Annotated in this window: 27 protein-coding genes and 3 pseudogenes; 19 read left to right on the top strand and 11 right to left on the bottom strand. The window is 59.1% G+C overall.

The features are described from left to right. Positions 1–929 precede the first annotated feature (929 nt). On the bottom strand, positions 930–1,085 hold the full coding sequence (locus OKW27_RS01060; RefSeq protein WP_158608233.1) for a hypothetical protein: 156 nt from the start codon (positions 1,083–1,085) through the stop codon (positions 930–932). A gap of 445 nt (positions 1,086–1,530) precedes the next feature. Here OKW27_RS01060 and OKW27_RS01055 point away from each other — a divergent pair, with 445 nt between their 5' ends. The 8 genes from OKW27_RS01055 (at position 1,531) to OKW27_RS01020 (ending at position 7,392) form a co-directional block, all read left to right on the top strand. Continuing rightward, the gene (locus tag OKW27_RS01055; protein ID WP_429332124.1) at positions 1,531–1,959 is read left to right on the top strand and encodes an antitoxin Xre/MbcA/ParS toxin-binding domain-containing protein; all 429 of its coding nucleotides are present in this window, start codon (positions 1,531–1,533) and stop codon (positions 1,957–1,959) included. After that, positions 1,956–2,429 carry an RES family NAD+ phosphorylase gene (locus tag OKW27_RS01050; RefSeq protein WP_429332123.1) on the top strand — a complete coding sequence of 158 codons (474 nt, stop codon included), beginning with the start codon at positions 1,956–1,958 and terminating at the stop codon, positions 2,427–2,429. The genes OKW27_RS01055 and OKW27_RS01050 overlap by 4 nt, the downstream gene beginning before the upstream one ends. Before the next feature lie 320 nt (positions 2,430–2,749). Beyond that, on the top strand, positions 2,750–4,177 hold the full coding sequence (locus OKW27_RS01045) for an ISNCY family transposase (protein WP_429332122.1): 1,428 nt from the start codon (positions 2,750–2,752) through the stop codon (positions 4,175–4,177). A gap of 483 nt (positions 4,178–4,660) precedes the next feature. Further along, positions 4,661–4,903 (top strand): type II toxin-antitoxin system CcdA family antitoxin, encoded by a 243-nt coding sequence (locus OKW27_RS01040; RefSeq protein WP_244145174.1) that lies wholly within the window; start codon positions 4,661–4,663, stop codon positions 4,901–4,903. Beyond that, positions 4,903–5,223, top strand: coding sequence for a CcdB family protein (locus OKW27_RS01035; RefSeq protein ID WP_184050358.1), 321 nt, complete (start codon positions 4,903–4,905; stop codon positions 5,221–5,223). The genes OKW27_RS01040 and OKW27_RS01035 overlap by 1 nt, the downstream gene beginning before the upstream one ends. Before the next feature lie 691 nt (positions 5,224–5,914). Continuing rightward, positions 5,915–6,184, top strand: coding sequence for a type II toxin-antitoxin system Phd/YefM family antitoxin (locus tag OKW27_RS01030; RefSeq protein ID WP_429332254.1), 270 nt, complete (start codon positions 5,915–5,917; stop codon positions 6,182–6,184). Further along, positions 6,181–6,570, top strand: a complete 390-nt coding sequence (locus OKW27_RS01025; protein WP_429332253.1) for a type II toxin-antitoxin system VapC family toxin — start codon at positions 6,181–6,183, stop codon at positions 6,568–6,570. The genes OKW27_RS01030 and OKW27_RS01025 overlap by 4 nt, the downstream gene beginning before the upstream one ends. 351 nt (positions 6,571–6,921) lie before the next feature. Continuing rightward, the gene (locus OKW27_RS01020; protein WP_429332252.1) at positions 6,922–7,392 is read left to right on the top strand and encodes a hypothetical protein; all 471 of its coding nucleotides are present in this window, start codon (positions 6,922–6,924) and stop codon (positions 7,390–7,392) included. 26 nt (positions 7,393–7,418) lie between these two features. On the opposite strand, the pseudogene OKW27_RS01015 reads toward OKW27_RS01020, so the two are convergent. Further along, positions 7,419–7,856 (bottom strand): annotated as a pseudogene (locus OKW27_RS01015) (electron transfer flavoprotein subunit beta/FixA family protein); the annotation flags it as partial. Between the two features lie 234 nt (positions 7,857–8,090). On the opposite strand from OKW27_RS01015, the gene OKW27_RS01010 reads away from it, so the two are divergent. Further along, entirely contained in the window at positions 8,091–8,705 is a 615-nt protein-coding gene (locus tag OKW27_RS01010; RefSeq protein WP_429332251.1) for a sel1 repeat family protein, read from the top strand. Between the two features lie 64 nt (positions 8,706–8,769). On the opposite strand, the gene OKW27_RS01005 is transcribed toward OKW27_RS01010, so the two are convergent. Next, positions 8,770–8,964, bottom strand: coding sequence for a hypothetical protein (locus OKW27_RS01005; RefSeq protein ID WP_429289665.1), 195 nt, complete (start codon positions 8,962–8,964; stop codon positions 8,770–8,772). A gap of 258 nt (positions 8,965–9,222) precedes the next feature. Between OKW27_RS01005 and OKW27_RS01000 the strand changes: the two are divergent. The 3 genes and pseudogenes from OKW27_RS01000 to OKW27_RS00990 all read left to right on the top strand — a co-directional run. Beyond that, positions 9,223–9,717, top strand: a pseudogene (locus OKW27_RS01000) (hypothetical protein); the annotation flags it as partial. A gap of 54 nt (positions 9,718–9,771) precedes the next feature. Next, positions 9,772–10,089 carry a transposase gene (locus OKW27_RS00995; protein WP_429332140.1) on the top strand — a complete coding sequence of 106 codons (318 nt, stop codon included), beginning with the start codon at positions 9,772–9,774 and terminating at the stop codon, positions 10,087–10,089. Continuing rightward, positions 10,086–10,688: an IS3 family transposase gene (locus tag OKW27_RS00990; protein WP_429332250.1), complete on the top strand. Its 603-nt coding sequence runs from the start codon at positions 10,086–10,088 to the stop codon at positions 10,686–10,688. The genes OKW27_RS00995 and OKW27_RS00990 overlap by 4 nt, the downstream gene beginning before the upstream one ends. Position 10,689: 1 nt before the next feature. Here the strand turns inward: OKW27_RS00990 and OKW27_RS00985 are convergent. From OKW27_RS00985 to OKW27_RS00950, 8 genes and pseudogenes are all read right to left on the bottom strand, one after another. Next, positions 10,690–11,025: pseudogene (locus tag OKW27_RS00985) on the bottom strand (IS30 family transposase); the annotation flags it as partial. Between the two features lie 49 nt (positions 11,026–11,074). Beyond that, positions 11,075–11,797 carry an IS6 family transposase gene (locus tag OKW27_RS00980; protein ID WP_429332249.1) on the bottom strand — a complete coding sequence of 241 codons (723 nt, stop codon included), beginning with the start codon at positions 11,795–11,797 and terminating at the stop codon, positions 11,075–11,077. Positions 11,798–11,909: 112 nt separating this feature from the next. Beyond that, positions 11,910–12,503, bottom strand: coding sequence for an MFS transporter (locus OKW27_RS00975; RefSeq protein ID WP_429332248.1), 594 nt, complete (start codon positions 12,501–12,503; stop codon positions 11,910–11,912). Between the two features lie 235 nt (positions 12,504–12,738). After that, positions 12,739–13,239, bottom strand: coding sequence for an N-acetyltransferase family protein (locus OKW27_RS00970; RefSeq protein WP_429332247.1), 501 nt, complete (start codon positions 13,237–13,239; stop codon positions 12,739–12,741). 465 nt (positions 13,240–13,704) lie between these two features. Then, complete coding sequence (locus OKW27_RS00965) at positions 13,705–14,760, bottom strand: UPF0149 family protein (RefSeq protein WP_429332246.1); 1,056 nt, start codon at positions 14,758–14,760, stop codon at positions 13,705–13,707. 108 nt (positions 14,761–14,868) lie between these two features. After that, complete coding sequence (locus OKW27_RS00960; protein ID WP_429332245.1) at positions 14,869–15,192, bottom strand: tyrosine-type recombinase/integrase; 324 nt, start codon at positions 15,190–15,192, stop codon at positions 14,869–14,871. Next, entirely contained in the window at positions 15,189–15,599 is a 411-nt protein-coding gene (locus tag OKW27_RS00955; RefSeq protein ID WP_429332244.1) for a DUF2442 domain-containing protein, read from the bottom strand. Before OKW27_RS00955 ends, OKW27_RS00960 begins: the two co-directional genes overlap by 4 nt. Next, positions 15,586–15,837 carry a DUF4160 domain-containing protein gene (locus tag OKW27_RS00950; RefSeq protein WP_187639577.1) on the bottom strand — a complete coding sequence of 84 codons (252 nt, stop codon included), beginning with the start codon at positions 15,835–15,837 and terminating at the stop codon, positions 15,586–15,588. Before OKW27_RS00950 ends, OKW27_RS00955 begins: the two co-directional genes overlap by 14 nt. A gap of 574 nt (positions 15,838–16,411) precedes the next feature. Here OKW27_RS00950 and OKW27_RS00945 point away from each other — a divergent pair. The 7 genes from OKW27_RS00945 to OKW27_RS00915 all read left to right on the top strand — a co-directional run bounded on the left by OKW27_RS00945 (position 16,412) and on the right by OKW27_RS00915 (position 23,460). Further along, entirely contained in the window at positions 16,412–16,774 is a 363-nt protein-coding gene (locus OKW27_RS00945) for a hypothetical protein (protein WP_429332243.1), read from the top strand. A gap of 76 nt (positions 16,775–16,850) precedes the next feature. Further along, positions 16,851–17,009 (top strand): DUF1643 domain-containing protein, encoded by a 159-nt coding sequence (locus OKW27_RS00940; RefSeq protein WP_429332242.1) that lies wholly within the window; start codon positions 16,851–16,853, stop codon positions 17,007–17,009. A gap of 449 nt (positions 17,010–17,458) precedes the next feature. After that, a complete protein-coding gene (locus OKW27_RS00935; RefSeq protein ID WP_429332241.1) occupies positions 17,459–17,917 on the top strand; it encodes a cupin domain-containing protein in 459 nt (152 codons plus the stop codon). A 28-nt stretch (positions 17,918–17,945) separates the two neighbouring features. Then, positions 17,946–18,938, top strand: coding sequence for an IS5 family transposase (locus tag OKW27_RS00930; RefSeq protein ID WP_429332240.1), 993 nt, complete (start codon positions 17,946–17,948; stop codon positions 18,936–18,938). 545 nt (positions 18,939–19,483) lie between these two features. Then, entirely contained in the window at positions 19,484–20,599 is a 1,116-nt protein-coding gene (locus tag OKW27_RS00925) for a LuxR C-terminal-related transcriptional regulator (RefSeq protein WP_429332239.1), read from the top strand. A 180-nt stretch (positions 20,600–20,779) separates the two neighbouring features. Next, entirely contained in the window at positions 20,780–21,946 is a 1,167-nt protein-coding gene (locus OKW27_RS00920; RefSeq protein WP_187619939.1) for an acetyl-CoA acetyltransferase, read from the top strand. Then, the gene (locus OKW27_RS00915) at positions 21,943–23,460 is read left to right on the top strand and encodes an AMP-binding protein (protein ID WP_429332238.1); all 1,518 of its coding nucleotides are present in this window, start codon (positions 21,943–21,945) and stop codon (positions 23,458–23,460) included. The genes OKW27_RS00920 and OKW27_RS00915 overlap by 4 nt, the downstream gene beginning before the upstream one ends. Positions 23,461–23,463 lie beyond the last annotated feature (3 nt).

Raw genomic sequence — 23,463 nt, 5'->3', positions numbered from 1 at the left:
TCACTCGTTGGTTTGCATGATTTTGTTCCTCCTGCGGCACCGACAAATGGCGGCTCGGACCCGTAGCGAGAACAAATTTATTTGAAGAAATTTTGCATGAAATTGTTCCTTTAACGGACTATTGAAGCAATTTTGTAGGTGCCGACGCCCGGGCCGGACTTTGGATGACACCCAGCGCTGTCTAACGTTGTCATGTCGCTCAACCCCGAGTGCTTCAATCGTATTGGCAGCCGCTAGCCGGACCGTTCGCGCGCTCAGCAAGAGACGGCTAGCCCGCATTCAGTCCTCGGCACTGCCGGACGCGGCAAAAGCAGATGCGGGTGGAGAACGGCGCAGGCTATGCAACCGTTTTTACTCGGACAAGGGGCTGGGAACAAATTCATGCAAAATTCGGGAACAAAAGTTTGCAAACCAACGGGAGCCCAGATCGATGCGAGTTCGTGAAGTGCGAATTTGACATAAAGGAAATCATCGAAAATTAATTCGCAATCCTATGTTTACCAAGCCGAAGAGGTTTCAATTTGTGCAGGAGGCTGCTGCACAAATTCTGGATTCGGCCATGCCTTCAGGTTGCGCGGTGACAATTTGCGCAAGGCGGGGAGGGCTGGCTTGCGCTGGATCAGTGTGGCGACACGCTCCTTTAAGTTTCTGATGATCGAAACGTCGAGGGGGACGATTGCCTGTCTCACGAGGCCACAATGAAGCGTCTCGAATTGACGATTGGTGACCTGCCAAGGTGTTCGATGCCGTGGACATGGAGGCTGACTGATCGCTGGAGGAGACTGAGCAGGCGTCAACTCCGTTACCATCGCCTGGCGTGTGAATCCGAAATCAGTAGCTCAAACCCGCCAGTTCTCTTCGGAGCCTGGCGGGTTTTCTTTGCCGGCCTTTGCCTGTGGGGCGCGGGCTACATACAGCGGTGGAGTCGCTCAGCCGTTCAGTTGCGACTCGACGTTCAGGACGATCCGTGCAACCGGGTTGTTGTCTGCGGATTGCGGCGCGAACTTGATCTGGGCGAAGGTGACGATACCGAGAGCGACGACCAGGAGTGCTCCAGACGCGGCGATGCGGGGAAGGTATTTCACAGGGACCTCATTTTGATGATGTAGACAGAAACTGGGCGTAGCTGACAGGCGTGGCGATTCACCTTCAGCGGCATGTCTGTCCGCAACCCGGCAACGCCGGACGCGGTCGCCAGATCGCACTTGCCGATCGGACGGAGATTGTGCAGTGCACTATAACACGACCGTCAGATCGCACCTGCCAATCACACGGGCTTGTGCAGTGCACTATAAATGGTTTATCCGTGTGCCCGGTGCGACATCCTGTCGCGAGCGGATGCTTAGTTGCTTGAGCGTTTCGTGTATGAAAGATTTCTGTAGGCCGGGGCGATTCTCGCAGGCACGGACGATGTCGAGGAGACCGCCTCGGCAGTCTCCCCGCTGGAGCCCGCTAGATCGAAGATGGGTTTGCGGACGGTATCAATTGCGCTATCATTAGGCATCAACTGATACTTTGGTCGGGAGTCGCATGTCACTGATCACGCCTGAAGCAGTGGCCGCGGTCATGGAACTGCGGCAGGTCCCGCACACGCTCGCGGAACTCGAGGCACTTGTCCGCGACGGCCTGCCCAAGTCCGCGCTGCGCGCGGGCGTCGAACATGCGACGCAGGGTGCCGACGCCCGGCGTGCGCTACTTGCCCGCATCATCCCCGAAGCGACCTATAAGCGGCGTCGCGATCGGCTGACGCCAGACGAATCGGAAAAGACTGAGCGGCTGGCCAGGATCGTCGCGACGACGGCCTACGTCTGGAACGACGAAGAGGACGCGCGGGAATTCCTGTCGGCGCCGCACCCGGAGCTCGAAGGGCGGGCGCCGCTCGATGTTGCGCTGACCGAGCTCGGCGCGCGCCGGGTCGAAGAGCTGCTCTGGAAACTGTTTTACGGGTTGCCGGCGTGAAGTTGTTTCGAATCGCCGACACTCGACACCCGGTCTGGAGTGGCACCGGCGCGATGCTGGTGGGCGGCCGCTTCAATAGCCCGGGGCGACCGGTCATCTACGCCGCGTCGACCTTCGCCGGTGCGATGCTCGAGGTTCTTGTTCATGCGCGCATCGGCAAGGTACCGAAGACACACGGATGGGTTGAAGCAGCGGTTCCCGACGATATTCGCGTCGAACGCCATTCGGCCGAATCGTTGCCGGGGGGATGGGATGCGCCAGCACTGCAGGTGGCAAGGGTGTTCGGCGACGCCTGGCTGACCGAGTCGCGTAGCGCGCTCCTGATCGTTCCTTCCGTCGTGGTCCGTGCAGAGTTCAACGTGCTGGTCAATCCCGCACACCCCGACGCGACGCGGATTGCCGTGACCGAGCCGCAACCCGTGGTGTGGGACGAACGCCTCTTTGTGATGCGGTCGGTCGGACACTCCTAGATCATGATGGTGGTCGGCTAGCCTCGCCTCGACGCTTTGCTCCTCGAGGGAGATGACCAGGGCGTCGCTTCTGGTTTAGTTCGCACTCGCCGCTCGCAATGGCCAGTGCAGCGCCGTCTTATATTCTCCTTGTGTGGTTGCCAGCGCCGACACGGCTGTCAGTTTTTGTCAATCGCCCCGACAATTTGACATAATATAATTTATCAACAATGAGAATGTGGGAGCAAAGTAGTAGTGTCGTACCTGAGCAAAGTACAGATGTCGTACCCCAGGGATCTGTAGCGCATGCTGGTGCGGTTTTCCTGCCTGTGGAGACCGCCATGACGCGCACCGGGACGATCACGATGAGCATGCAGGAGCTTGACCGGCTGAAGGTCATTGAGGCGGTTGCCGAGGCGCGGCTGATGACCTGGCGCGCTGCTGAACGGCTGGGTTTGAGCCGACGCCAGGTCGAGCGGCTTGTGATCCGCTACCGCGACGAAGGCGCCGCTGGGCTCGTTTCGCAGCGGCGCGGCGTGCGCAGCAATCATCAGTTGCCGCAGACGGTGCTTGACCGGGCGCTCGGACTGATCCACGAGTGCTACGCGGATTTCGGGCCGACGCTCGCGTGCGAGAAGCTGCGTGAATGCCATGGGCTGGTGCTGTCGAAGGAAACCGTGCGGCACCTGATGACGGACGCGGGCCTGTGGGTGCCGCGCAAACAGCGACCGCCGAAGGTCTATCAGCCGCGTGCCCGACGCGCCTGTTTCGGCGAACTGGTGCAGATCGACGGCAGTGACCATCACTGGTTTGAGGAACGGGCACCGGCGTGCACGCTGCTGGTGTATGTCGACGATGCCACCAGCCGGATCATGGCGCTGCACTTCACAGCGACCGAGTCGACTTTCAGCTACTTTGAGGCGACGCGCGCGTATCTCGAAAGGCATGGCAAGCCGGTGGCGTTCTACAGCGACCGCGCCAGCGTGTTCCATGTCAAGAAGCGCGCGGAGACGGCGGGCAAAGGCGTCACGCAGTTCGGCCGCGCGATGTACGAGCTGAACATCGACGCGTTCTGCGCCAACAGCAGCCCCGCCAAGGGGCGTGTCGAACGGGCTCACCTGACGCTGCAGGACCGCCTCGTGAAGGAACTGCGTTTGCGCGATATCAGCACCATCGAAGCCGCGAACGCTTATGCCTGCGCCTTCATGGCCGCTTATAACGCGCGTTTCGCGAAGCTGCCTAGAAGCACGTACGATGCGCACCGGCCGCTGCGCGCCGACGAGAATCTCGACACGATCCTGACGTGGCGGGTCCAGCGCAAGGTGTCGGATGCGCTGACGCTGCTGAACGATCGCGTGATCTGGCTGCTCGACGATACGCCGGCGACCCGCAGGCTGATCGGCCGCTACATCGACGTGTGGGAGTATCCGGACGGGCGCCTTGAGATCCGCGCGGACGGCGTCGTGCTGCCCTGTGTGCCGTACGACAAGCTCGCGGAGATTGATCAGGGTGCCGTGATCGAGCACAAGCGCCTCGGTCATGCGCTGCAGGTCGCGCAAGCCCTGCAGGCGCAGCGCGACAACCGCCGGATCTCGGGCTCGCCATCACGTACGAATCGTGGTGCGGCGGTACGCAAACCCAAACCCTCACCCGGCACGAAGAAGCAACGCGCATTCACCCGAGCCGACCTGAACCAGGCAATCGTGCAGATCGCACAGCAGTCGAAGACGCCTTCAACACCTGGCCAACGGTCTGCACGCACTCGCTGAACGGACTGACACGCCCTGCCCGTTCAAGGCTGTCCTTCGACACTACGTGGATTCAAACCGTTAAAGACAGACTCAAACCCGACATCAAGACTACGACATCTGTATTTAGCCAGCCCTGCGACATTTCAATCTAGCGCAGACCCCGACATTTGAACTTGGCGGGGACATGTGGTGCATTTAAAACATCAAGGATCCGCTGTTGATGGTACGTCTCTATAAGCGCCAAAGGTCTGACTACCCGGCTCAATAGGAACACGACTCAATTTGCTGACCTGAACCGTGCTTCGAAAAATGACGTCGTGGACCAACTCGGCCGTGCTGGCGGAGCGACGAAGGTCACGGGTTGATCCCGCATCCAAAATGGATCAGACGGATGCCTGGGGTGTTGATGGAAACAGGACGCAGCTAGTCCGAATCAAGCAGACTTGCCGCGGGTCGCTTGTGTGGACCATAATGCACATAAAATGCAACGTGGATGGGCACATGGGTAAGGCACTCGAAGTTCGACCGCGCAAGTCCACAAACGTCACATTGCCGCCTGAAGTCCTGGATCGGGCCAAGGAGCTGGGGATTAACCTTTCGCGAGCGAGCGAGCGCGGTGTGCGGGAAGAAATTCAGGAGGCGGAGGCTCGCCGTTGGGCCGATGACAACGCCGAATTGGTCGCCGCCTACAGTGCGATGGTCGATCGCGACGGGCTTCCGCTAGCGAAATTCAGGACGTTCTAATGGCGCGGTTCGATCTCTACGTCAACCCCGACAAAGAGACGCGGAGACTCGCGCCGTACCTGCTCGACATACAGAGCGCGCACGTTGGGATTTTGCCGACGCGCATTGTGATCCCTCTGCGACCTGTCGAGCATCTCGCTTTTTCGGGCAAACCATCCGATCTGCTGCCGGTTTTCGAGGTTAACGGCGAAAAATGTTTCCTTGATACGCCCGGCATGAGTGCAGTTCCTCTGAACGCGCTCGGCAAACGCATCGGTTCTCTTTCGGATGAACGTGAAGCCATCCTGGCGGCGCTCGACCGGATCTTCGGTGCATTCTGACCGACAGCAATGCAGCGCGATAGCCAGCGACGTGACGATTCAGCGCCGGTCCGGCGCTGTGATCGCCGGTCACAAGGCGCCTGGTTCGATCTTCAGAATCACCCCTTTCGCTGCAAGCCGGGTTTGCTTTTGTGGTGTGAGCAGTTGCCACAGACGGTTAGTTGCGAATCTGCAATTGTTAATCTTTGCAAATGGTGAGCTTTTACAGGAGTAAGGTGTGCCAACCGGAACATCGAAACCCGGGCGCTCAATGCGCGAATCGCTGCACCCTGCGTGGGAAGTTAAAGAATTCTGTCGTGGCAGTTCAGGCATCTCCGGCCAGGAACTGCCCGTCTGAATCAGTCACCGAGGAAGCAGCCGTTCCCGCTTGACCGCATCCGGGAAAGTCACCACGAATGCGCGCCCTGCCCGGCATGTCCGTTAGCCTGCGACGGGCGCTGCCGCGTGCTGACGGGCAGCGCCGCGCTGTTCAGGCTCCGCCCGCGGTAGGTTGGCTCAACAGGAAAAACAGAATCGGATCCGGAGCGCACAATTTTAACTAAAACGTTCACGAAAAGTGAATCTTAATTATGTCAAATTGCGCCTGCTGAACCATGCGATGCCGCGACCTGTCCGTAATGCTGGTGCTTGCCTTTGGCGGCCCATGCCTGCATACTAGCTAATATTGATTAGCTAATACGTAGGTGGTGCCATGCTCACGATCAACATGCACGACGCCAAGTCGAAACTATCAAGCCTGGTCGAGCGGCTGGAGGTCGGCCAGGAAAACGAGGTCATCATCGCCCGCAACGGCACGCCCGTCGCGCGGCTGCTGCCGTTCGCGGCGCCGCGGCGCATCGGCGCCGCGCGGCACCTGCTGGCCGGCCTGGCCGTGCCCGCCACCATCGAGGCGTTCAACGCCGCCGATGACGCGATCGCCGCCGACTTCGAGGCAAGCGCGCAGCAGGGACTCACTCCGTGAAAGTGCTGCTCGATACGCATATCGCGCTGTGGGCCGCCGAAGGTGCGCCACAGCTGTCACCGCAGGCCGCCAGCCTGATCGAGGATCCGGCCAATACGTTGCTGGTCAGCGCAGCCGCGATCTGGGAGATTGCCATCAAGCATGCGAAAGGCAACCTGCGCGTGCATCCGCGCGATGCCCGCTCGGCGTTCCGCCTGTCCGGTTTCGTCGAACTGCCGATCACGGGTGAACATACGGAGGCAGTCTCGACGCTTCCTTCCCATGCGGATCACGCGGATCCGTTCGACCGCCTCATGATCGCCCAGGCGCTGCACGAGGGGATGCCCCTGCTGAGCGCCGACCCAAAGGTGTGGCGCTACCACCCCACCCTGATGCTGCAAGCCTGACTTCGCCTGTTTGCTTGACACCGGCTCGCTCTAACGGGTGTCGCCGCGCACTCGGGCGACGCTGCATCGGCTTCAGCCGTCGGCGCGCGAAGTCACTGACTTCGGGAAGATGCGTAGGGCACCGGTTGTGCAATCTCATGTTCCTTCAGGTACGCCCGGATGGCTTCGACCGGATACGGTTCAAGCGGTAGAGGTACCAGGTGTCGCGAGCCGCTTCCACCGTCTGCAGGTCCGCTGCGCCGGTCATTCGAAGATTCGAGGCGCCTTTGGGAACTGAATTGCCAGGCGTCGGCCTCCAGTCGACCGTCCCGACGTTTGACCCGAAATCGTCAATTTGAGAACGGAGTAGATTTGGACATCTTCTACTACTGGAAAGACTTCGTATCGGATGTAAACGAAGGGCGGATAGGTACACTTGGCGCCGATACTCACAAGCTGGCTGAACTTCAGGAGCGGCTGCCGCGCAAGGTGTGGACGTTCATAACGCCTAAGGGGATGAAAGGGAAGCTTAAGCTTATCGGTTCCATGTGGATCACCGACGAGAGGCCCGCGAACTTTGTACCCAAGTGGCCGCACAACCTTTTCTATGACGCTGCTTCACCCAGGTCAGTTCTCTTCACGAACTCAGGGAGTCCCGAAAAGATTGAGGAAGTCAGTTCCTACTTGAACAACCGGTTCAATCAAGCCTTCAGATCCAACTTTCAAGGCGGAAAAGGTCTTCACGCGATGGAAGCCGACGTCGTCCGCGGTTTCGAAAAACTCGTGCGTGACTACGAGACCGTCCAATTTATGGATGGGATAAAACAGCCACCGTTGCGATGAAGGCAATATTATCGTCCGGACTGCGACATAACGGGCAACTTCAGCGACAACGTTTCCGCGTCGCCATCGACTTCACGCGACACCTTCGTCGCCTTGCCGTCAGCCACCACAACCTTCGACGCGAAGGTCGCCTGCGGCAGATTCGCCAGCGCAGCCGGCATCTGGCCCGTCTGGTTCGAATCGTCGTCGATGGCCTGCTTGCCGGGGTTCACCAGTTGCGGTTGCTCCTCGTCGACCAGCGCCTTCAGCAGCTTCGCGACTGCAGGCCTTCATTCGATTCGATCAGAATCGCGCGGTACGCGCCGATCGCCAGCGCCGCGCGCAGCGTTTCCTGACATTGCGGCCACTTCCGTCGCCACGCCGGCTTCCTTCAGATGTGCCGCCTCTTCAACGGCGATTTCGTCCAACGGGTTCATCGACACCTTCACACTCGCAATGTCGACACCCGTGTTGTCCGACTTCACGCGGACCTTCACGTTGTAGTCAACCACCCGTTGACTGCCCTAGGTATTTTCAACGCGCTCTTCTGATGACGGGCACCGCGCTGCAGCCATCGATCTTCATCGCGGTACCACTTATGTAGAAAAATCGCACCGCCAGGGTCTTCGTGCAGTCTCTATCTGATCCGCAGGTTGCAATCGACAAAAGGTGAGCTAGAATCAGGTGCATTCTTCACCAACGGATTGCTCACCGTGCAAATGGAAAGCTGGGTTGGGACCATCGAGCGTGAATGGCATCAGTTGCGCCGCGCCGACCCTACACTGGATGTCGAAAAGTTCTCCCGTCACGTCATTGCGGCAAACAAGACTGGATTCCTGTCACCGGAGTCGCTCGCTGCCATCGCAAATGCGCTGCTCACCAGCACGTTAAACCGCGCACCCGATCTGGGACGCTGGTTACTCGAGCGCCTTGGCGCGAACCGTCATCCAGCCTGGCGACTGGCAATGGCCATTTCTCTGGTCACCCCGACTGGAGCGGAGCCGGACCTGGGAAGAGGTAACGCGATTCTCGAGGATGTGATGAAGGATGAAACCGCCGAAGGTCGTCTGCGCGGCATGGCCGCCGCCGCGCTGGCCGATAGCGCGCGCCTCGGAAGAGGCATGCAGGTGGACGTGAGCCGCGCGCGCTCGCTTTACGAGCAGGCCATTGAACTGGGGCATAAAGCCTCGGCACACAATCTCGGCCTTTTCTGGGAAGGCGTGTGGGGCGCAGAAGACAGGAGCGTTGCCCCGGACCGCACCAAGGCCATGCAGAGCTATCGACGCGGTGGAGACGACAAACGTTGCCAACGTCGCCTGGAAGCGCTGCGTTGAGGCAGTACCGCCTGCGAGTCGGGCGGGTGGAAAATCCTGAGAGGCACCCGACGGTTTTCTCTCATCAATTGATAAAAGCAAGGTTACGGAGAAGAGACTCCCCGTCCTCCGTGATGCGAGGGCGTACTGCCCCGCCCGCAAGTCGCTCCAGTGCGACAAGCTGGCGTTCAAGCAATGTTCCAAGTTCTTCGCGATCGGCAATGTGATCGGCGGAGTCCTTGACCAGCATCAATGTTGCAAATTCGTGGGCGCTCAGCACGGGATGCTCCTGATGCAAAGAGAGAAACGATCGTCGTCAGGTGTTCCGGTGACGGGCGTCCGGTGACCACCCACAACGGTGGGCTTACTACCGGGGGCGAAAAAGCTTAACGTCGAAATGTGACAGCATGAGGGCGGTCTTTTGGGCGCTGGAGGCCGGTAGCGGAGGACGCATATGTAGCAACTGACGCATTAGATGACAACGTCGCCTCTATAATCAAGATATTCAGAGTATCAACATCGCATGGAGCCCTACGTTATGAGTCAAGCCCGCGGGCGATATGCGGGATCCCGGGACAGCGGCCAACGCCAACCTCGCCACGAAAAAAAATCCCCGCCCAGCCGGCAGGGACAACCGTATGTGAAGGCGCCTCCTCGAGACCCCGCCCAGACTGCCTCAATTTTCAAAACAAGATCGTTTCAGTTTCTGGTCGATGCGGTGGGCGTGGAGAATATCGCGATAGCACTTGAATCGAACATGACGCGCGTGGCCGAACTGATGAAGGGCGAGCGGTTCACGCCCGAGACCGCCTTTCACATGGAAACCACGCTTGGATTGCCGCACGGCTTTTTTGACCAGCCCAATCCCGTACTCGCGGCAGAGACAATCACTCGTCTGAAGTCACCGCTCGACTTCATTCAAACGGACGACGAATCAAACGTGCCTGAAGCAACCACGCGGGCTTCTGCCCTGAACGTCGATCAGCAATCATTTCTTAAAGATAGTTTGTCCGAGGAAGCGCAAATGCCAAAGTGAAGTTGACCCAGAAAAACGGACATCTATCCTTTGGAGAAGGAGGTGCCGATTATGGGCAAGCATCGTACCCCGTACCCGGCGGAATTTCGGGCGCAAATGGTCGGGCTGGTGAAGGCCGGACGCAGGCCGGAGGAACTGGAAAAGGAGTTCGAGCCGACTGCACAGACCATCTACAACTGGGTGGCGCAGGCTGATCGCGACACAGGTGTGCGGCATGACGGTCTGACCACAGCCGAACGCCAGGAGCTCACACGGTTGCGTCGCGAAGTCCGGCAACTGAAGATGGAGCGCGACATACTCTCTCACGCGGCAGCCTGGTTCGCGAGGGAGACGGGATCCATTCCACCGAAGGGCGGTACGGATTCATGAAAGCGAACCGGGCCCGCTGGCCCATCGCGATGATGGCACGGCTGCTCGGCGTCTCGACGAGCGGCTATTACACATGGCTGGTGCGGGAGCCCGCGATGCGCACGCGTAGCGATGCGCAACTGCTCGCGCATATCCGCACGCTCCATGCAAGCTCGCGCGGCACGTATGGGGCACCGCGTATTCATGCGCAACTCGCGCGCGAAGGCATACACGTGGGGCGCAAGCGGGTGGCGCGCCTCATGCGTATGGCGGGTCTGTGCGGGGCAAGCCGGCGGCGCTGGCCGCGCACCACACGGCCACGCGCAGGCGCCCGGCGTGCGCCTGATCTGGTGCGCCGGCACTTCAGTGCCGAGGCGACAAACGTGCTGTGGGTCGCAGACGCGACCTATGTACCCACGGGTGAAGGATTCCTCTATCTGGCGGTTGTGCTGGATGTATTCAGCCGTCGCGTCGTCGGCTGGGCGATGTCCAACCATCTGTACACCGAACTGATGTTGCGGGCGTTTGACATGGCGTTGCAGCAGCGACGCCATGACGGTGTGATTCTACATTCCGATCAAGGCTGTCAAGGCGGATTCAACCGGTCGTCGCAACACTAGATTATTGAACAGATTTTAGGTATTCGTCCAAGGCCTCCGCAGGCGTCTTCCAGCCGAGTGTTTTCCGGGGCCTGGTATTCAATGTGTTAGCAACGGCCTGGATCTCGCGAGCACTCCACCGGGACAGGTCTGTGCCCTTTGGGAAGTATTGTCGTAGAAGGCCATTGGTGTTTTCGTTCGTACCACGCTGCCATGGGCTGTGCGGGTCAGCGAAGAACACCTTCACGCCGGACTCGATCGTGAAGCGGGCGTGATCGGACAGTTCCTTGCCACGATCCCAGGTCAATGATCGCCACAACTGAGCAGGCAAGTCCGCCACGGTCTTCTTGAGGGTTCTGTCGCAGTAAGCGTGACGAGACGACAAATGTCAATATAATCAGTATTGCTTACATAACAAGTAAATAAAACTGCCGGGAAGCAGACAACGGGTCTTTGCCCACACATTTCATCTGTCCTTTCCTGATCATGTGCATTACCTCGATGCCGCCGAGAATGACCCTCGCACTGTGGAAATCCTTGAACCCTAGCATAGGACGGGTCCGGCGTTTGATAGCCCGATGGTCCTGTTCGACGATGTTATTCAGGTATTTGATCTGGCGGACCTTGATCGGCGTCTCGCGATCGGCATTCACCGCGTTCAACGCGGCCAGATTGGAGCCGCTTTTGTCGATGGTCACGGTCTCTGGCGCACCATTGTGGGCGATGGCTTTTTCAAAGAACCGCCGGGCTGCAACCTTGTCCCGCCTGGCCCTGAGCAGGAAGTCGATCGTGTCGCCCGCCTTGTCCACCGCCCGATAAAGATATTTCCACTCGCCTTTGATCCTGATATAGCTCTCGTCCATTCGCCAGCTTTTCCCAACCGGAAGCTTGTGCTTGCGGAACGTCTTTTCGAATAGCGGCAATAGCTTCCGTACCCAGCGGTACACCGTGGAATGATCAACCGCGATACCACGCTCGTCCATCATCTCCTCGAGATTGCGCAAACTTAACGAATAGGCGACGTACCATCGCACGCACAGCAAAATCACTTCAAGCGGGTAATGAAGCCGCTTCAGGACCTTGGCCAGGCCCGGGGCAAGCGTGGTTCGCGGTGTCTTCGTCTTCTTCATCAGACAGCTCAGAAATTTTGCTGCCCAATTTTAACCCGGCCCCTTACTGCAACAAAACCCCATGAAACACCTCATGCTTCCATGCTGCCGACTTACTGTCGCTCATTGGAATTTACCAGAACAGACGGTGGACAAGTGAAGTCACGTAGGCAGCGACGCCAAGTAGAATGCCGTTCATCCAAAATGTTGCAGCGATACCACCTAAGGCCAGTGTTGCGCCAGCCAATGCCGGCCCCAAGGCACGACCAGCGGCTTGCGTCGACTTCCGAAGACGAAGCGCCTCGGCCAAACGATTCGCCGGAACAAGTTCAGCCGAAATGGTCGAGCTTGCCGGACCGATGAAGGCTTTTGCCACGACGGTCACCACACCTATGCAGATGATGGGCATAAGTCCATAGTCGGACAGTGAGGCGAGCGTAGCGAAGGTGAAGGCGGCGACCATTAAGGCGCATACACCCCATACAATCTGCGGTCTCTTTGCGTAGCGATCCCCAAGTGGCGAAAGCAGCGGCATTGCGAAAATCGTGGCGATGGCAAAGGTTACGCTGTAGATCGCCAGGTCATGAGCGCCGCCACGATGAATGATCCACCAAGGGAGCGTGATATAGCCAACCATGTCTGCCAAGATCGTCAGCAGATCGCTGAGAAGCAGACTGGAGAGATGGGTGCCGATTGCATTTATGCGAGATTTAATTCCCCGAAACACCGTTTTCTCCCCTGTTGAGTTCGGTGATGCTACCTCAACATTTTTTCCCGCTGTTTATCTGAACGCGTCCAGATGTCGTTGTTTCGCTACTGAGACGATGGACAGCCAGTTCGCGACTGGCTATGCATGAGATAACGATTGTTAGCAATTCATGGGGGTATGTTGACTGGCCGAAAGTGGCCGGTCCCTGCCTGAGGGCAATTGGCGGCACGCGACCCGCAACTGCACTTGAAAATTACCCAATGCGGTCGTTCGCAGAGTGAGTTATGGCTGACCCGGTATTCGGCGCAAGCTGCATAGTAATTGTCGGAATAAGAACGCCGTCTTTGCCAGCTTTCTCACCTGATGCGATTTGGACAAACCCGCACTTACTGTAACAGGCTATGGCTCGCGTATTACTGCATCGCACGTTTAATTGAATCGCGAGATCACCCGAAAACGCACGAACGTCGGCGATTACATCATCAATGACAGCACGGCCGATTCCTTTTCCTAGCAATTCAGATTGCCCGATGAGGATGCCAAGGAACACGACATTGGGCAGCCCTGCCTTGCATTCAACCCAGGTTGTCCCGATCTCGACGCCGTCAACGACGACAATCTTCCATAGGACCGTTCGGGACCGATCTGGAAGATAGCGCGACATAAACCGATCTGCGTCGATTGCTCGCGCCCATGTCTCGATAAGCGGTATGTCGTGCTCAGTCGCCGCTCGCAGTTGAATCTTTCGTGGCATTGACTGACCCTTGGTGCTGAAAGAATTGCTAGATTGTTAGCGATTCAGGCACTCACGTCGAATGACCGCAGTTGGCCGAATTCGGCCCTTCGACGCTGAACCGGAATTGCGCAAACTATCGTTTTGGCGGCCCTGGTGAGAAGGAAGAAAAATCCCCAGCCTGTCAGGCAACCGGGGAATGTCGGATAGCCTGAGCAACACGAAGCGCGGCCAGCAACAGTTTCAAGCGGCAACGGTTGCCAGTTTGCGAAACAACCCCGTGCACGGCCGCCGAACGCCCAAGTTTAACTTGGTGGCTGCATGCTGCACGTGGCCCACAATGAACCGGAGCGCCCTTTTCACGTCGGGCGCTCGAGATCATAGTTACCTTGTCACCCGCCGTCCGATGATGGCGATTCTTTGTCTGCGCATCGCGCTATATCCTGGGAAATCTCCAGGGTGTCCCATGGACCCGCATAACCACAGTCAATGGCGCGTTGCGCTGGCTGGCGGCGAACCAATCACGGCCGCGATGCCTTCGCTGTCGATCACATTCAAGGCTTCAGCGAGCGCTGCACTGTCAGTCGGAAATGAATTGTCCCAGACGGTCGAATTGCCGAATTCATCGACGACCTCGAGTAGCCACGCCCCCTTGCCATCACCATAGATTTCAACCTCGACTGCAGTTCCGTCGCGTGTGACGCGCTGACTCAGCGGGGAAACAATCAATGACTCTTGAGCGTCAGTCAGAACACGTCTGGCCTGTTCCAGATCAAAGCCATGCCCGGCGCTTCCGGAACCGGTGGTCACTTCGACCGCGCCATGACAGCGCTTGTATTTCTTTCCTGAACCGCACGGGCAGGGGTCGTTACGACCCACCTTCGGTGCGCGTCGAAGCGGCTCGCGTTGGGCCATCACACCGGGAATCCCGCCGCGCTCGATTCGCAGCCGGCGCTGTTCGGCCCAGTAGCGATGAATATCTTGCACCGACCTGGCGAGCGATCCGGCAAATGCCTGATGCTGATCGAGGTTGTCTTTTCGCCGTTTCAGCTCATCCCACCCCTCCTCCGTGCCGTACAGCATGATCACCGTGAACCATTCAGGGTGCTCCGCGAGCACCGGCGCCCAAGCTGTCCGATCGACGGAGATGCCTTTGAAATACCCCTCGCACCAGTCGTCGATGACCGAAATCACTCGCCCATCTGATTCGTGTTCAAGGATGAGCGGTTCGTACCCGGCGGAGGCATCGTTCAACATTTCGTTGACGCTATTCCAGTGCCGGATGATCAGCCCGACGATGTCTTTTGACTCGTCAGCACTGGCAAACGTCGGGAGGTCCTGGCCATGCTCCGCATCCCAGATCCAACCCAGCATGGTGCCAGGCATCATCAGGTTTGGCCCCGAGGCGAGCGCTGTCATAAACCCGTCCATCATCGAAACGTCCATTGCCGCATCGGGAGCGGAATCACTGGTCAAGAAATCATCAAGCTGATCGATTTCTGTTTCGTTCAGCGGCAATGTGGGTGCGATTTCGTCTTTCATGGATTCTCCAGCAAGCGTCTGCGATCGCGGGTCCCGTTCGACGGCCCCGTGTGCGTGCCTGTCCGTCCTGCGCTTCTTCGCCGCCGCGACGCCGTTCGAGTCAATATGTCACTTTAAACGTCGGCGAACCTCTTCGGGGCGGCTCTTGCGTCGGTCGTAGATCCGCGTGGTCGCGATGTTCGCGTGGTCGAGCCATTCCTGCACCGTCGCGATGTCGGCCTCATGCTCGAGCGCGTTGGTCGCGGCGGTCGCGCGCAGGCTGTGCACGCCGAAGCCGTCGATCGCGATCTTCGCCTGCGCCGCGTACGCGAGCACGCATTTATAGACGCTGATCCGCTCCAAGGCCGTCGCCGCGACTTCCTCGAGCATTGCCTCCTCGACGAGGAAATCGTCGAAGTTGCCGCCAATGTGCTTACTGGGACTGTTCGTCATGCGTGCACCTCTTGGGCTTTGCGCGGACGTCCTCCCTTCTTGCCGTTCTCGCGCGCGGCGGCCGCCTTCGCTGCGGAGCGTGTCGCGCCCGCCACGCGTGCGGCTTGCTTCATCCACGCCTTAGAACCGTAGATGCCTTCGAAAAGCGCGGGCACGTACACGTCGGCGTCGAGGCGCGGGAAGTGCAGGCCCCATCCGGCCGGCGTGATCTCGATCTTGCTCAGGTCCGTAGCGCTGGCGCGCGCAAGCCCCTGAATCAGGCGTGCGGGTACCGCGAGCGTCACGCCGTTGTCGAACTCGACCTCGAGCTTCCCGACAGACGGGCGATAGCGCGCGGCGACGGCGCGCGGGCCTAGTTCCTTGCCGGACTTGCGAGCGGCGGCGATCGACTCTTTAGTAATGGCCATGATGCTTTCTCCATGCCGCACAAAAGGCGACGATCGCGGGCTCGATGAGGCTCGCTATGCGATATATCGTCCGGTCTGAAACCTTCCCGGCGATGTTCCTGACGTCCAGCGGTCCGTTCGGGCAGTTGAGGTTAAAGACGATCTCGAAGCCGGCGCCGATCACGTGGACGTGCGCTGGTCGGTGGTCCGCCGTGTAGATCACCACGCGGTAGCCGTTGATCGTTGCTATTGTGGGCATACGCCGATGATAAACCTAACTGATGGGTTTTCGCAACGTCGTGGTGTCGCTGCGCCGCCCTGCCCTGCCTGTCGACCAGACCAAGCAACACGTGCGCCGACGCCTTGTCCGGCGTGCCTTCGCGTGATGCGACGCAGCGAAAGCCCGTAAGATCATGGACTTGCGTGGGATTCGCCGGCGGTTATCCACAGGCTCATCAACTTTTTCGGTGCATAACCTTGGCGAAAAACGTCATGCCATAGGACGATTATCAATGGCCGCGCGGAACTTCAGACGTGGCGTGTATGTGGATAACACAGCGCTGTTGAAGCTCAGAAGGCGATCGTCGACGACTTCGTCAAGTGGCAACTGAAACACCATAAGCAAGTAGTTCGCCGGAGCCAATCCATCGGCGCGATGACAAGCCCACCCGCGTGTTCTGACGATGCCCATGTCCGAGCTAGACTCGAAGCACATCACCTGCCCTTTTGACAAGCCAGACGGCCCGGCTTTGATGTGCGCGAGCCTTGGGGCAAGTTCTCGGCGTCGATCCGTGGGTGCAGGTGGTTAAATTTTGCCCAATAGAGCCGACCCGATGAGCGCTCTATTCGTGATCAAGCCGTGGCAGGTCCGCGAGCGTTCGGCCCGCATCGGAATCACCGACCACCATTTCGATGCCTACGCGTCCGGCCTCGTCGACGACGCGCCGGACCTCTGGACCAGCGACGCGCTGTCCATCAAGCGGAAAGACTGTTACGACAGTGTCACCCTTGGCCAGTGCGTCTACCACTTCAATTACAGGCGATGCGTACGGCGCGACCTCAAATTGTTCTCCGCTCAAGGACACCTGCCCCCAAAGCACGTGTGTGATCCTTTGCGAATTCCCGTCCATCCGAACCGCCGTTATAGCATGCACTGTCATTTCTTTTCCTCCCTTGTTGGGGAAATCCTAGCATGAGCGCAACCATCAGCCATTTCGTCACTTACCGATACCGCGAGCCGGCGACGCACCCTTCGACGACCGTGGGCAGACGATGTTCCTCATGCTGAACCCGAGCGCGCCCAACGCCAGTTGCGACGACCCGACCATCAGGCGCTGCCGCTCGCGAACCTCGCAAGGCCGCAAGCGGCAGCATGCGACCCTGAGCCGCCGTCCACCGTCTTTAACCCGGACGCCCGTTTCCCAAGGTTAAGCAGTCGATCGCGCCTCCAGACGCAGCGACGGAATCGGCAGAAATGTCCGAAGGCGGAACCGATGCTCCAGGAGTTGAATCCCCGAAATCCCTTCGTCAACCCTTAGAGGACGCCGCCGCCCAGGCGACCTTCGAGCGCTCATGCGTCCAACGTTACGCCCCTTCCTCAACAGCGAATGCCCTTCCGTCACACATCCATTCGGCGTTCCGAAGAAGTTCAATGACTTGCCCGTAGCGGATAACGCAAGAATTAATAGGGTTTTCCCTGATGTAATTCTGCGACTGTTTGCCTTTAACCCAAGCCGGTAAATTCGATGGAGGCTCAATGAAGAGACACGCGCTGCCCTGTGAGCCTTTCACAATCTTGCGCTGGCTTTAGAGTCGCGAAAGCTTGACCTCGCCTTGACGAGAACACCTGGGCACCCACCGGCTAAATTCAGGAACATTCAATGGAACACTACAGCGGTACCCTTTCCCCCGAGGCCGCAAACGTCTCCGCAGATCTTTTAGAGAAACTCGCATACGCTACGACGGAAACAGCGCCACTAGTAGCAGGTCGCCGAACATTCTTCAATTATCGGGACCTCGGTGTTTCCGACGCCACAGACGGTCGAATGAGGGCGCAGGTGACCGTGGCGACAGGCGTGATGCAGCAGACTGGTTGGCATTATCATGTTTGCGAAACGCAGTTCATTTTCACCCTCCGAGGCTGGATAGATCTTCAGTTCGAAGATGGTCGAGTTATTCGGGTTGGCGCTGGCGAATCGCTTTATATTCCACCTGGTCTCAAACACAATGAAACGGCAATTTCGGAAGATTTCGAGTTCCTGGAAATTTCAGTGCCGGCTAGGGAAACACTGATTTATTTGGTGCGACCGTCATCGCAGATGTGGTCGAGGGCGTTGTAGAAGAAATTCACGGGACGGGCGATCGACGATGAAGCGGCAGATCAGCTTTGCGGAAGCGGAAAGTGCGGGCAAGAAACGTGTGACGAGACGCCAGCGCTTTCTGGCCGAAATGGAGCGCGTCGTGCCTTGGCCGCGCTTGCTGGCGGCGATCGAGCCGCACTACCCGAAGTGCGGGCGAGGTCGGCCGCCGATCGGCCTGGAGCGTATGCTGCGCATCTACTTTCTGCAACAGTGGTACGGTCTGTCGGACGAAGGTCTGGAAGATGCGTTGTATGACAGCATCGCGCTGCGCGCCTTCGCCGGTATCGACCTGGCGGTCGAGAATGTGCCGGATGCGACCACCTTGCTGAAGTTCCGTCGCCTGCTGGTCGAGCATGATCTGACGCGCAAGTTGTTCGACGAGATCGGCATCTCGCTGTGCGAGCGCGGGCTGATGATGAAGGAAGGTACGCTGGTCGACGCGACGATCATCGAAGCGCCACCGTCGACCAAGAACGCCGGGAAGAGCCGCGACCCGGAGATGCATCAGACGAAGAAGGGAAACGAATGGCACTTTGGGATGAAGGCCCACATCGGTGTCGACGCCGATTCGGGGCTGGTGCATACCGTGGTTGGCACGTCGGCCAACGTGTCGGATGTGTCGCAGGCCCATGCCCTGCTGCACGGACATGAGCAAGAAGCGTTCGGCGACGCGGGCTACATCGGCGTGGACAAACGCGACGAAATGAAGGGCAAGCCGGTGAAGTGGCGCGTGGCGGCCAAGCGCGGAAAGATCAAGGCGATGCAGGACGGGCCGCTGAAGGACCTGGTGGTTGCGGTCGAGCGAACCAAGGCGCAGATTCGCGCGCGGGTCGAGCATCCGTTTCATATTGTCAAGAACCTGTTCCATCATCGCAAGGTGCGCTACAAGGGGCTGGCCAAGAACACGGCGCAACTGTTCAGTCTGTTCGCCTTGGCGAACCTGGTGATTGCGCGAAATCTATTGCAGCCGGTTCATGGGGGCAATCCGTCAAGTGTGTGAAAGATGCGATAAGTGAGGCTCGCTCCAGAGCCAAATTCATCGAAACCGATCCTCATTTACTTCGTCATCCAGAAAAATTCCGCGCCATCCCATCTGCAAGCTCGGCAGCCCGGTCAATTAATCAGCGTTTCCCTAGGATGGGAACAATACCGTGCGAGCCTCCTGAAGGTTTAAAGATCCTCGACTGAATTGCCCGACGTACCGCTTGGCTCGCAATGCGCACTGAGACGCAGTAAGCACGACCTGAAGTCGTGCTTACCAGTCAACAGCGCTTGCGCTGGTTGTTTTACTGCCCGCCCTTTACTGCCCGTACAGTCCTAGTCAGGCAAGCCAACGGTTCTAACCAGCCACGCGGCATGCCGCAGCGACCACTGTTCTGCTTGTCTTGCTTTCCTTGGCGAAGCCGACGATGCCCGCAACTGAGACCGCGAAAGTCCGACGGCTGGACGGAGCCTATGTATCAGTTCAACGAGTATGATGCCTGGTATATTCGTTACATAAGTCGTCTGGCCGATTGACCTGTCCGGCGGCTGAAGCCCAAGGTGATGAAAGGAAGGCCGAAACTGCATCTGTCGTTGAGTCCAGAGGACAGAGCCGCGCTCAACGACTTCGCGCAGCGCGGCGGCAATAGTCCAGCGCTGGCTTTTCGCGCCCGAATCGTCCTGGCCTGTGCAGAGGGACTGGACAATGCGGTTGTGGCCGCTCGCGTTCAGTCGACCGCGCACACAGTCTCCAAATGGCGCAGAAGGTTCATCATGGATGGCCTGCAGGGCTTGACGGATCTTCCTCGCAGCGGGGCTCCCCAAAAAATCGGCGAAGCGACGGTGGCCGCGATTGCATCTCGTAAGCCCGACGGTGTCACGGCAGTAAGCAGTGCCCGCCACGTCGCACGAGAGTCTAACGTTTCCGCCTCCACTGTCGGCCGGATATGGCAGAACATGGACAGGCCGGTAAAACGATCCGGATCCCACCGACAATCTCGTCCCGCACCTCCTTCTGCTGCATCCGGAGTCGTTTCCATAAAGGCGGCGGCGCCCACCGTCAACCCGGAAGGACAGGGTGCCAGTGATGACAGACTGGCTACCGACGTGGGTTCCGGTGAGGCGCCGTATCCGCCTGTCGATCTTGCGCAGGCGTTTCGCATGGCACCGGTTGGCCTGCTCCTGTCCAGGCAGCGAGTCATCGTGTCCTGCAACTACACGTTCGGTGAAATATTTGGGTGCGCGCCCAACGAACTGGCTGGACGCTCGCTGCAATACCTCTACCCCTCCCAGGACGAGTTTCGACACATCGGCGAGCGCGCATGGCTGGCAATGAAGGAGACGGGCTTTTATTCCGATGAGCGCATCATGCAAAGGCTTGATGGCAGCCCGTTCTGGTGCCACGTTTCCGGGCGCTCAATGAACCGCAACGATCCATTTGCAACTGCGATCTGGGCATTCGAGGATATTTCGTCGGCCCGTCGGGTGACTCGCGACCTGACCCGGCGCGAGCGCGAGGTCGCGCAACTGCTGGTGACGGGAAAAAGCAGCAAGCGGATCGCGCGCGAGCTGCAAATTAGTCATCGAACGGTTGAAGCACACCGTGCCCGGCTTATGCGCAAGTATGCAGCCATGACGACGGGAGAACTGATCGGCAAGCTACTCGGGCGCGATCGGTGACCTTCTGCACTACCTCTGCGCCACATTGCGACGTTGTAGGTCCCACGCCCGGAGAAACGCGGATTAATGAAAGGAAGTTAAGACGCATCTTACCGGTGTTCACCCTAATGTAATTCGACGACTGCCCTCCCGGTGATGACGCGGGTAAATTTCCCATAAGCACACTGATGGGAGAACGCGATGGGAGTGTCGATTGTAGGCTGGGCGCACTTGCCGTTTGGCCGGTTCGACGGCGCAAGCCTTGAGGATCTGATCGTGCGGGCCGGCCGCGAAGCCGTGAAGGATGCGGGCCTGCAAGGCGAAGAGATCGACGGCACCTGGCTGGGCAATTTAAATGGTGGTCTGGTCCCGGACATCTTCGCTTCGTCACTGACGCTCAATTGCAGCGATGGGCTGCGATGGAAGCCGGCGGTGCGTGTTGAGAACGCCTGCGCGTCGGGCGCCGCCGCAATTTATTCGGCATGCGATGCGATTGAGGCGGGCCGTGCTCGCATCGCGCTGGTAATCGGCGCCGAGAAGATGACCGATGTATCCGGCGAAGATGTGACGCGCATTCTTGGTAACTGCGCATACTCGGGCGAGGCGGGAAATCCACCCGGGGGCTTCCCGGGAATCTTCGCCTCAATCGCGCAGGACTATTTCGCGGAGTACGGAGACCATTCGTCGGCGCTCGCGCGTATCGCCGCAAAAAATCACGCGAATGGCGTCGACAATCCGTGGGCGCATATGCGGCGCGATCTCGGCTTTGAGTTCTGCAATACCGTATCTGAAAAAAATCCGATGATTGCGCCACCGCTGCGCAAGACAGACTGCTCGCTAATCTCCGATGGCGCTGCGGCACTGGTGCTTGCCTCGAGCGATGCGGCCGCAGATTTTCCTCGTGCGGTCTCAATCCGTTCCCGTGTGCAGGTCAACGACTATCTGCCGCTGGGGCGCCGCCATGCTGCGTCGTTCGAAGGTCCGAAGCGCGCCTGGCGCGGCGCACTCGAGCGTGCCGGTTGCGCGGTCGACGACCTGTCGTTCGCCGAGGTTCACGATTGCTTCACGATCGCTGAGTTGCTCAGCTACGAAGCGATGGGCCTGGCCGCTGCTGGCCAGGGCCATCGTCTTATCGAAGAAGGGGTCGTTGCCCGTGGAGGGCGACTTCCGGTCAACGCTTCTGGCGGGCTCAAAGCGAAAGGCCACCCGATCGGCGCCACAGGCGTGTCCATGCACGCGATTGCTGCGATGCAACTGACCAATACGGCAGGCGCAATGCAGGTTCCCGATGCCTCACTCGCCGGCGTCTTCAACATGGGAGGCTCCGCGGTGGCGAGCTATGTCAGCATTCTGGAGCGCAGCCGATGAACATCGCCCGGTGGCTGCAGCGCACGGCAGCGATCTTTCCGAAGCGGCTCGCGGTTCTGCACGGCGACGAACCCTGGCTCGAATACGGGCAACTCGCAACACGCGTGGCGGCGCTAGCAGGCTTCCTGAGCGAGCAATGCGGCGTACAGCCTGGTGCCCGGGTTGCCATCTACTCCGCCAACCGTCCCGAATATCTGGAGGTGCTTCAGGCCATCTATTGGGCAGGTGCCCTTTCCGTGCCTGCTAACTGCAAGCTGCATCCCAGAGAGTTGGAGTACATCCTGGATGACGCCGGGGCTGACGTGCTGTTCGTTTCGAGCGAGTTGCTGTCGACACTGGGCGACCTGCAACGCGGTAAACGGCGCTGCGTCGTGTTCGGCTCGGACGAATACCTGCATGCGGTCCAATATGCACCGGCCGACCTGCATCACCGTCAGCCCGATGATCTCGCGTCGTTGTTCTACACATCCGGAACGACTGGGCGACCGAAAGGCGTCATGCAGACTCACCGGAACCTGATGGCGATGACCGCGTGCTACTGCATTGACGTGGACGATGTTCGCCCCGAAGACGCGATGGTCTACGCAGCGCCGATGTCTCACGGGGCCGGACTTTACCACTATGCGTACATCTTGCGAGGCGCGCGTCACGTGGTGCCGCGCTCGGGTGGATTCGAGCCCGAGGAGCTGGCTGGTCTGGCCGCACGTGTCGGACCTCTCGCGATGTTCGCGGCACCGACGATGGTCAAACGGCTTGTCGATCATTTCCGCGCAGTCGATGCCGATCCCGCCGGCTTCAAGACGATCGTCTATGGCGGCGGACCGATGTATGTGAATGACTTACAGCAGGCTTTGGAAGTGTTGGGTCCGCGCCTCGTGCAGATCTATGGGCAAGGCGAAAGCCCGATGACAATTACCGCACTCGGACGTCACCATCTCTCGGATCGGAAGCATGCTCGCTGGCCGGCCCGTGCCGCTTCCGTGGGTGTCGCACAGTCGCTCGTCGAAGTCGACGTCGTGGCGGGAGACGGAAGCTCCGCCCCGAAAGGAGAAACAGGTGAGGTCGTCGTGCGCGGCGCCGCCGTCATGCCTGGCTACTGGAACAATGCGTCCGCTACGCGCGACGCGATCCGCAACGGCTGGCTCTACACGGGCGATACCGGCAGTCTCGACGAGGACGGGTTTCTCACGCTGAAGGACCGATCGAAGGATCTGATCATTTCGGGCGGCTCCAACATCTATCCGCGAGAGGTAGAGGAAACCTTGCTGGCTCATCCGTCGGTGTCAGAAGTGTCGGTAGTGGGACAGCGAGACGACGAATGGGGTGAGGTGCCCGTGGCTTTCGTGGTGCTTCACGCGGGCCGTCAAACGACCCGCGACGAACTGGACGATTGGTGTGTGCAGCACATTGCACGTTTCAAGCGCCCGAAACACTACCGGTTCACCAATGAGTTGCCAAAAAACAGTTACGGCAAGGTATTGAAAACGGAGTTGCGCGGCCAGCTCGGCCAGTAGCCG

The organism is Paraburkholderia sp. 35.1, from assembly GCF_050436525.1.
Taxonomy (GTDB): domain Bacteria; phylum Pseudomonadota; class Gammaproteobacteria; order Burkholderiales; family Burkholderiaceae; genus Paraburkholderia; species Paraburkholderia tuberum.
The sequence above is the reverse complement of the archived record's forward strand: the minus strand, read 5'-3'. Positions and strand labels throughout refer to the sequence as shown.

What these genes read in the sequence shown, in the direction of transcription:
- OKW27_RS01055 (WP_429332124.1), top strand. Translation starts at nt 1,531, where the DNA reads ATGTCACTGATCACGCCTGAAGCAGTGGCCGCGGTCATGGAACTGCGG.
- OKW27_RS01045 (WP_429332122.1), top strand. Translation starts at nt 2,750, where the DNA reads ATGACGCGCACCGGGACGATCACGATGAGCATGCAGGAGCTTGACCGG.
- OKW27_RS01040 (WP_244145174.1), top strand. Translation starts at nt 4,661, where the DNA reads ATGGGTAAGGCACTCGAAGTTCGACCGCGCAAGTCCACAAACGTCACA.
- OKW27_RS01035 (WP_184050358.1), top strand. Translation starts at nt 4,903, where the DNA reads ATGGCGCGGTTCGATCTCTACGTCAACCCCGACAAAGAGACGCGGAGA.
- OKW27_RS01030 (WP_429332254.1), top strand. Translation starts at nt 5,915, where the DNA reads ATGCTCACGATCAACATGCACGACGCCAAGTCGAAACTATCAAGCCTG.
- OKW27_RS01010 (WP_429332251.1), top strand. Translation starts at nt 8,091, where the DNA reads ATGGAAAGCTGGGTTGGGACCATCGAGCGTGAATGGCATCAGTTGCGC.
- OKW27_RS00995 (WP_429332140.1), top strand. Translation starts at nt 9,772, where the DNA reads ATGGGCAAGCATCGTACCCCGTACCCGGCGGAATTTCGGGCGCAAATG.
- OKW27_RS00990 (WP_429332250.1), top strand. Translation starts at nt 10,086, where the DNA reads ATGAAAGCGAACCGGGCCCGCTGGCCCATCGCGATGATGGCACGGCTG.
- OKW27_RS00980 (WP_429332249.1), bottom strand. Translation starts at nt 11,797, where the DNA reads ATGAAGAAGACGAAGACACCGCGAACCACGCTTGCCCCGGGCCTGGCC.
- OKW27_RS00970 (WP_429332247.1), bottom strand. Translation starts at nt 13,239, where the DNA reads ATGCCACGAAAGATTCAACTGCGAGCGGCGACTGAGCACGACATACCG.
- OKW27_RS00965 (WP_429332246.1), bottom strand. Translation starts at nt 14,760, where the DNA reads ATGAAAGACGAAATCGCACCCACATTGCCGCTGAACGAAACAGAAATC.
- OKW27_RS00960 (WP_429332245.1), bottom strand. Translation starts at nt 15,192, where the DNA reads ATGACGAACAGTCCCAGTAAGCACATTGGCGGCAACTTCGACGATTTC.
- OKW27_RS00955 (WP_429332244.1), bottom strand. Translation starts at nt 15,599, where the DNA reads ATGGCCATTACTAAAGAGTCGATCGCCGCCGCTCGCAAGTCCGGCAAG.
- OKW27_RS00950 (WP_187639577.1), bottom strand. Translation starts at nt 15,837, where the DNA reads ATGCCCACAATAGCAACGATCAACGGCTACCGCGTGGTGATCTACACG.
- OKW27_RS00945 (WP_429332243.1), top strand. Translation starts at nt 16,412, where the DNA reads ATGAGCGCTCTATTCGTGATCAAGCCGTGGCAGGTCCGCGAGCGTTCG.
- OKW27_RS00940 (WP_429332242.1), top strand. Translation starts at nt 16,851, where the DNA reads ATGTTCCTCATGCTGAACCCGAGCGCGCCCAACGCCAGTTGCGACGAC.
- OKW27_RS00935 (WP_429332241.1), top strand. Translation starts at nt 17,459, where the DNA reads ATGGAACACTACAGCGGTACCCTTTCCCCCGAGGCCGCAAACGTCTCC.
- OKW27_RS00930 (WP_429332240.1), top strand. Translation starts at nt 17,946, where the DNA reads ATGAAGCGGCAGATCAGCTTTGCGGAAGCGGAAAGTGCGGGCAAGAAA.
- OKW27_RS00925 (WP_429332239.1), top strand. Translation starts at nt 19,484, where the DNA reads ATGAAAGGAAGGCCGAAACTGCATCTGTCGTTGAGTCCAGAGGACAGA.
- OKW27_RS00920 (WP_187619939.1), top strand. Translation starts at nt 20,780, where the DNA reads ATGGGAGTGTCGATTGTAGGCTGGGCGCACTTGCCGTTTGGCCGGTTC.
- OKW27_RS00915 (WP_429332238.1), top strand. Translation starts at nt 21,943, where the DNA reads ATGAACATCGCCCGGTGGCTGCAGCGCACGGCAGCGATCTTTCCGAAG.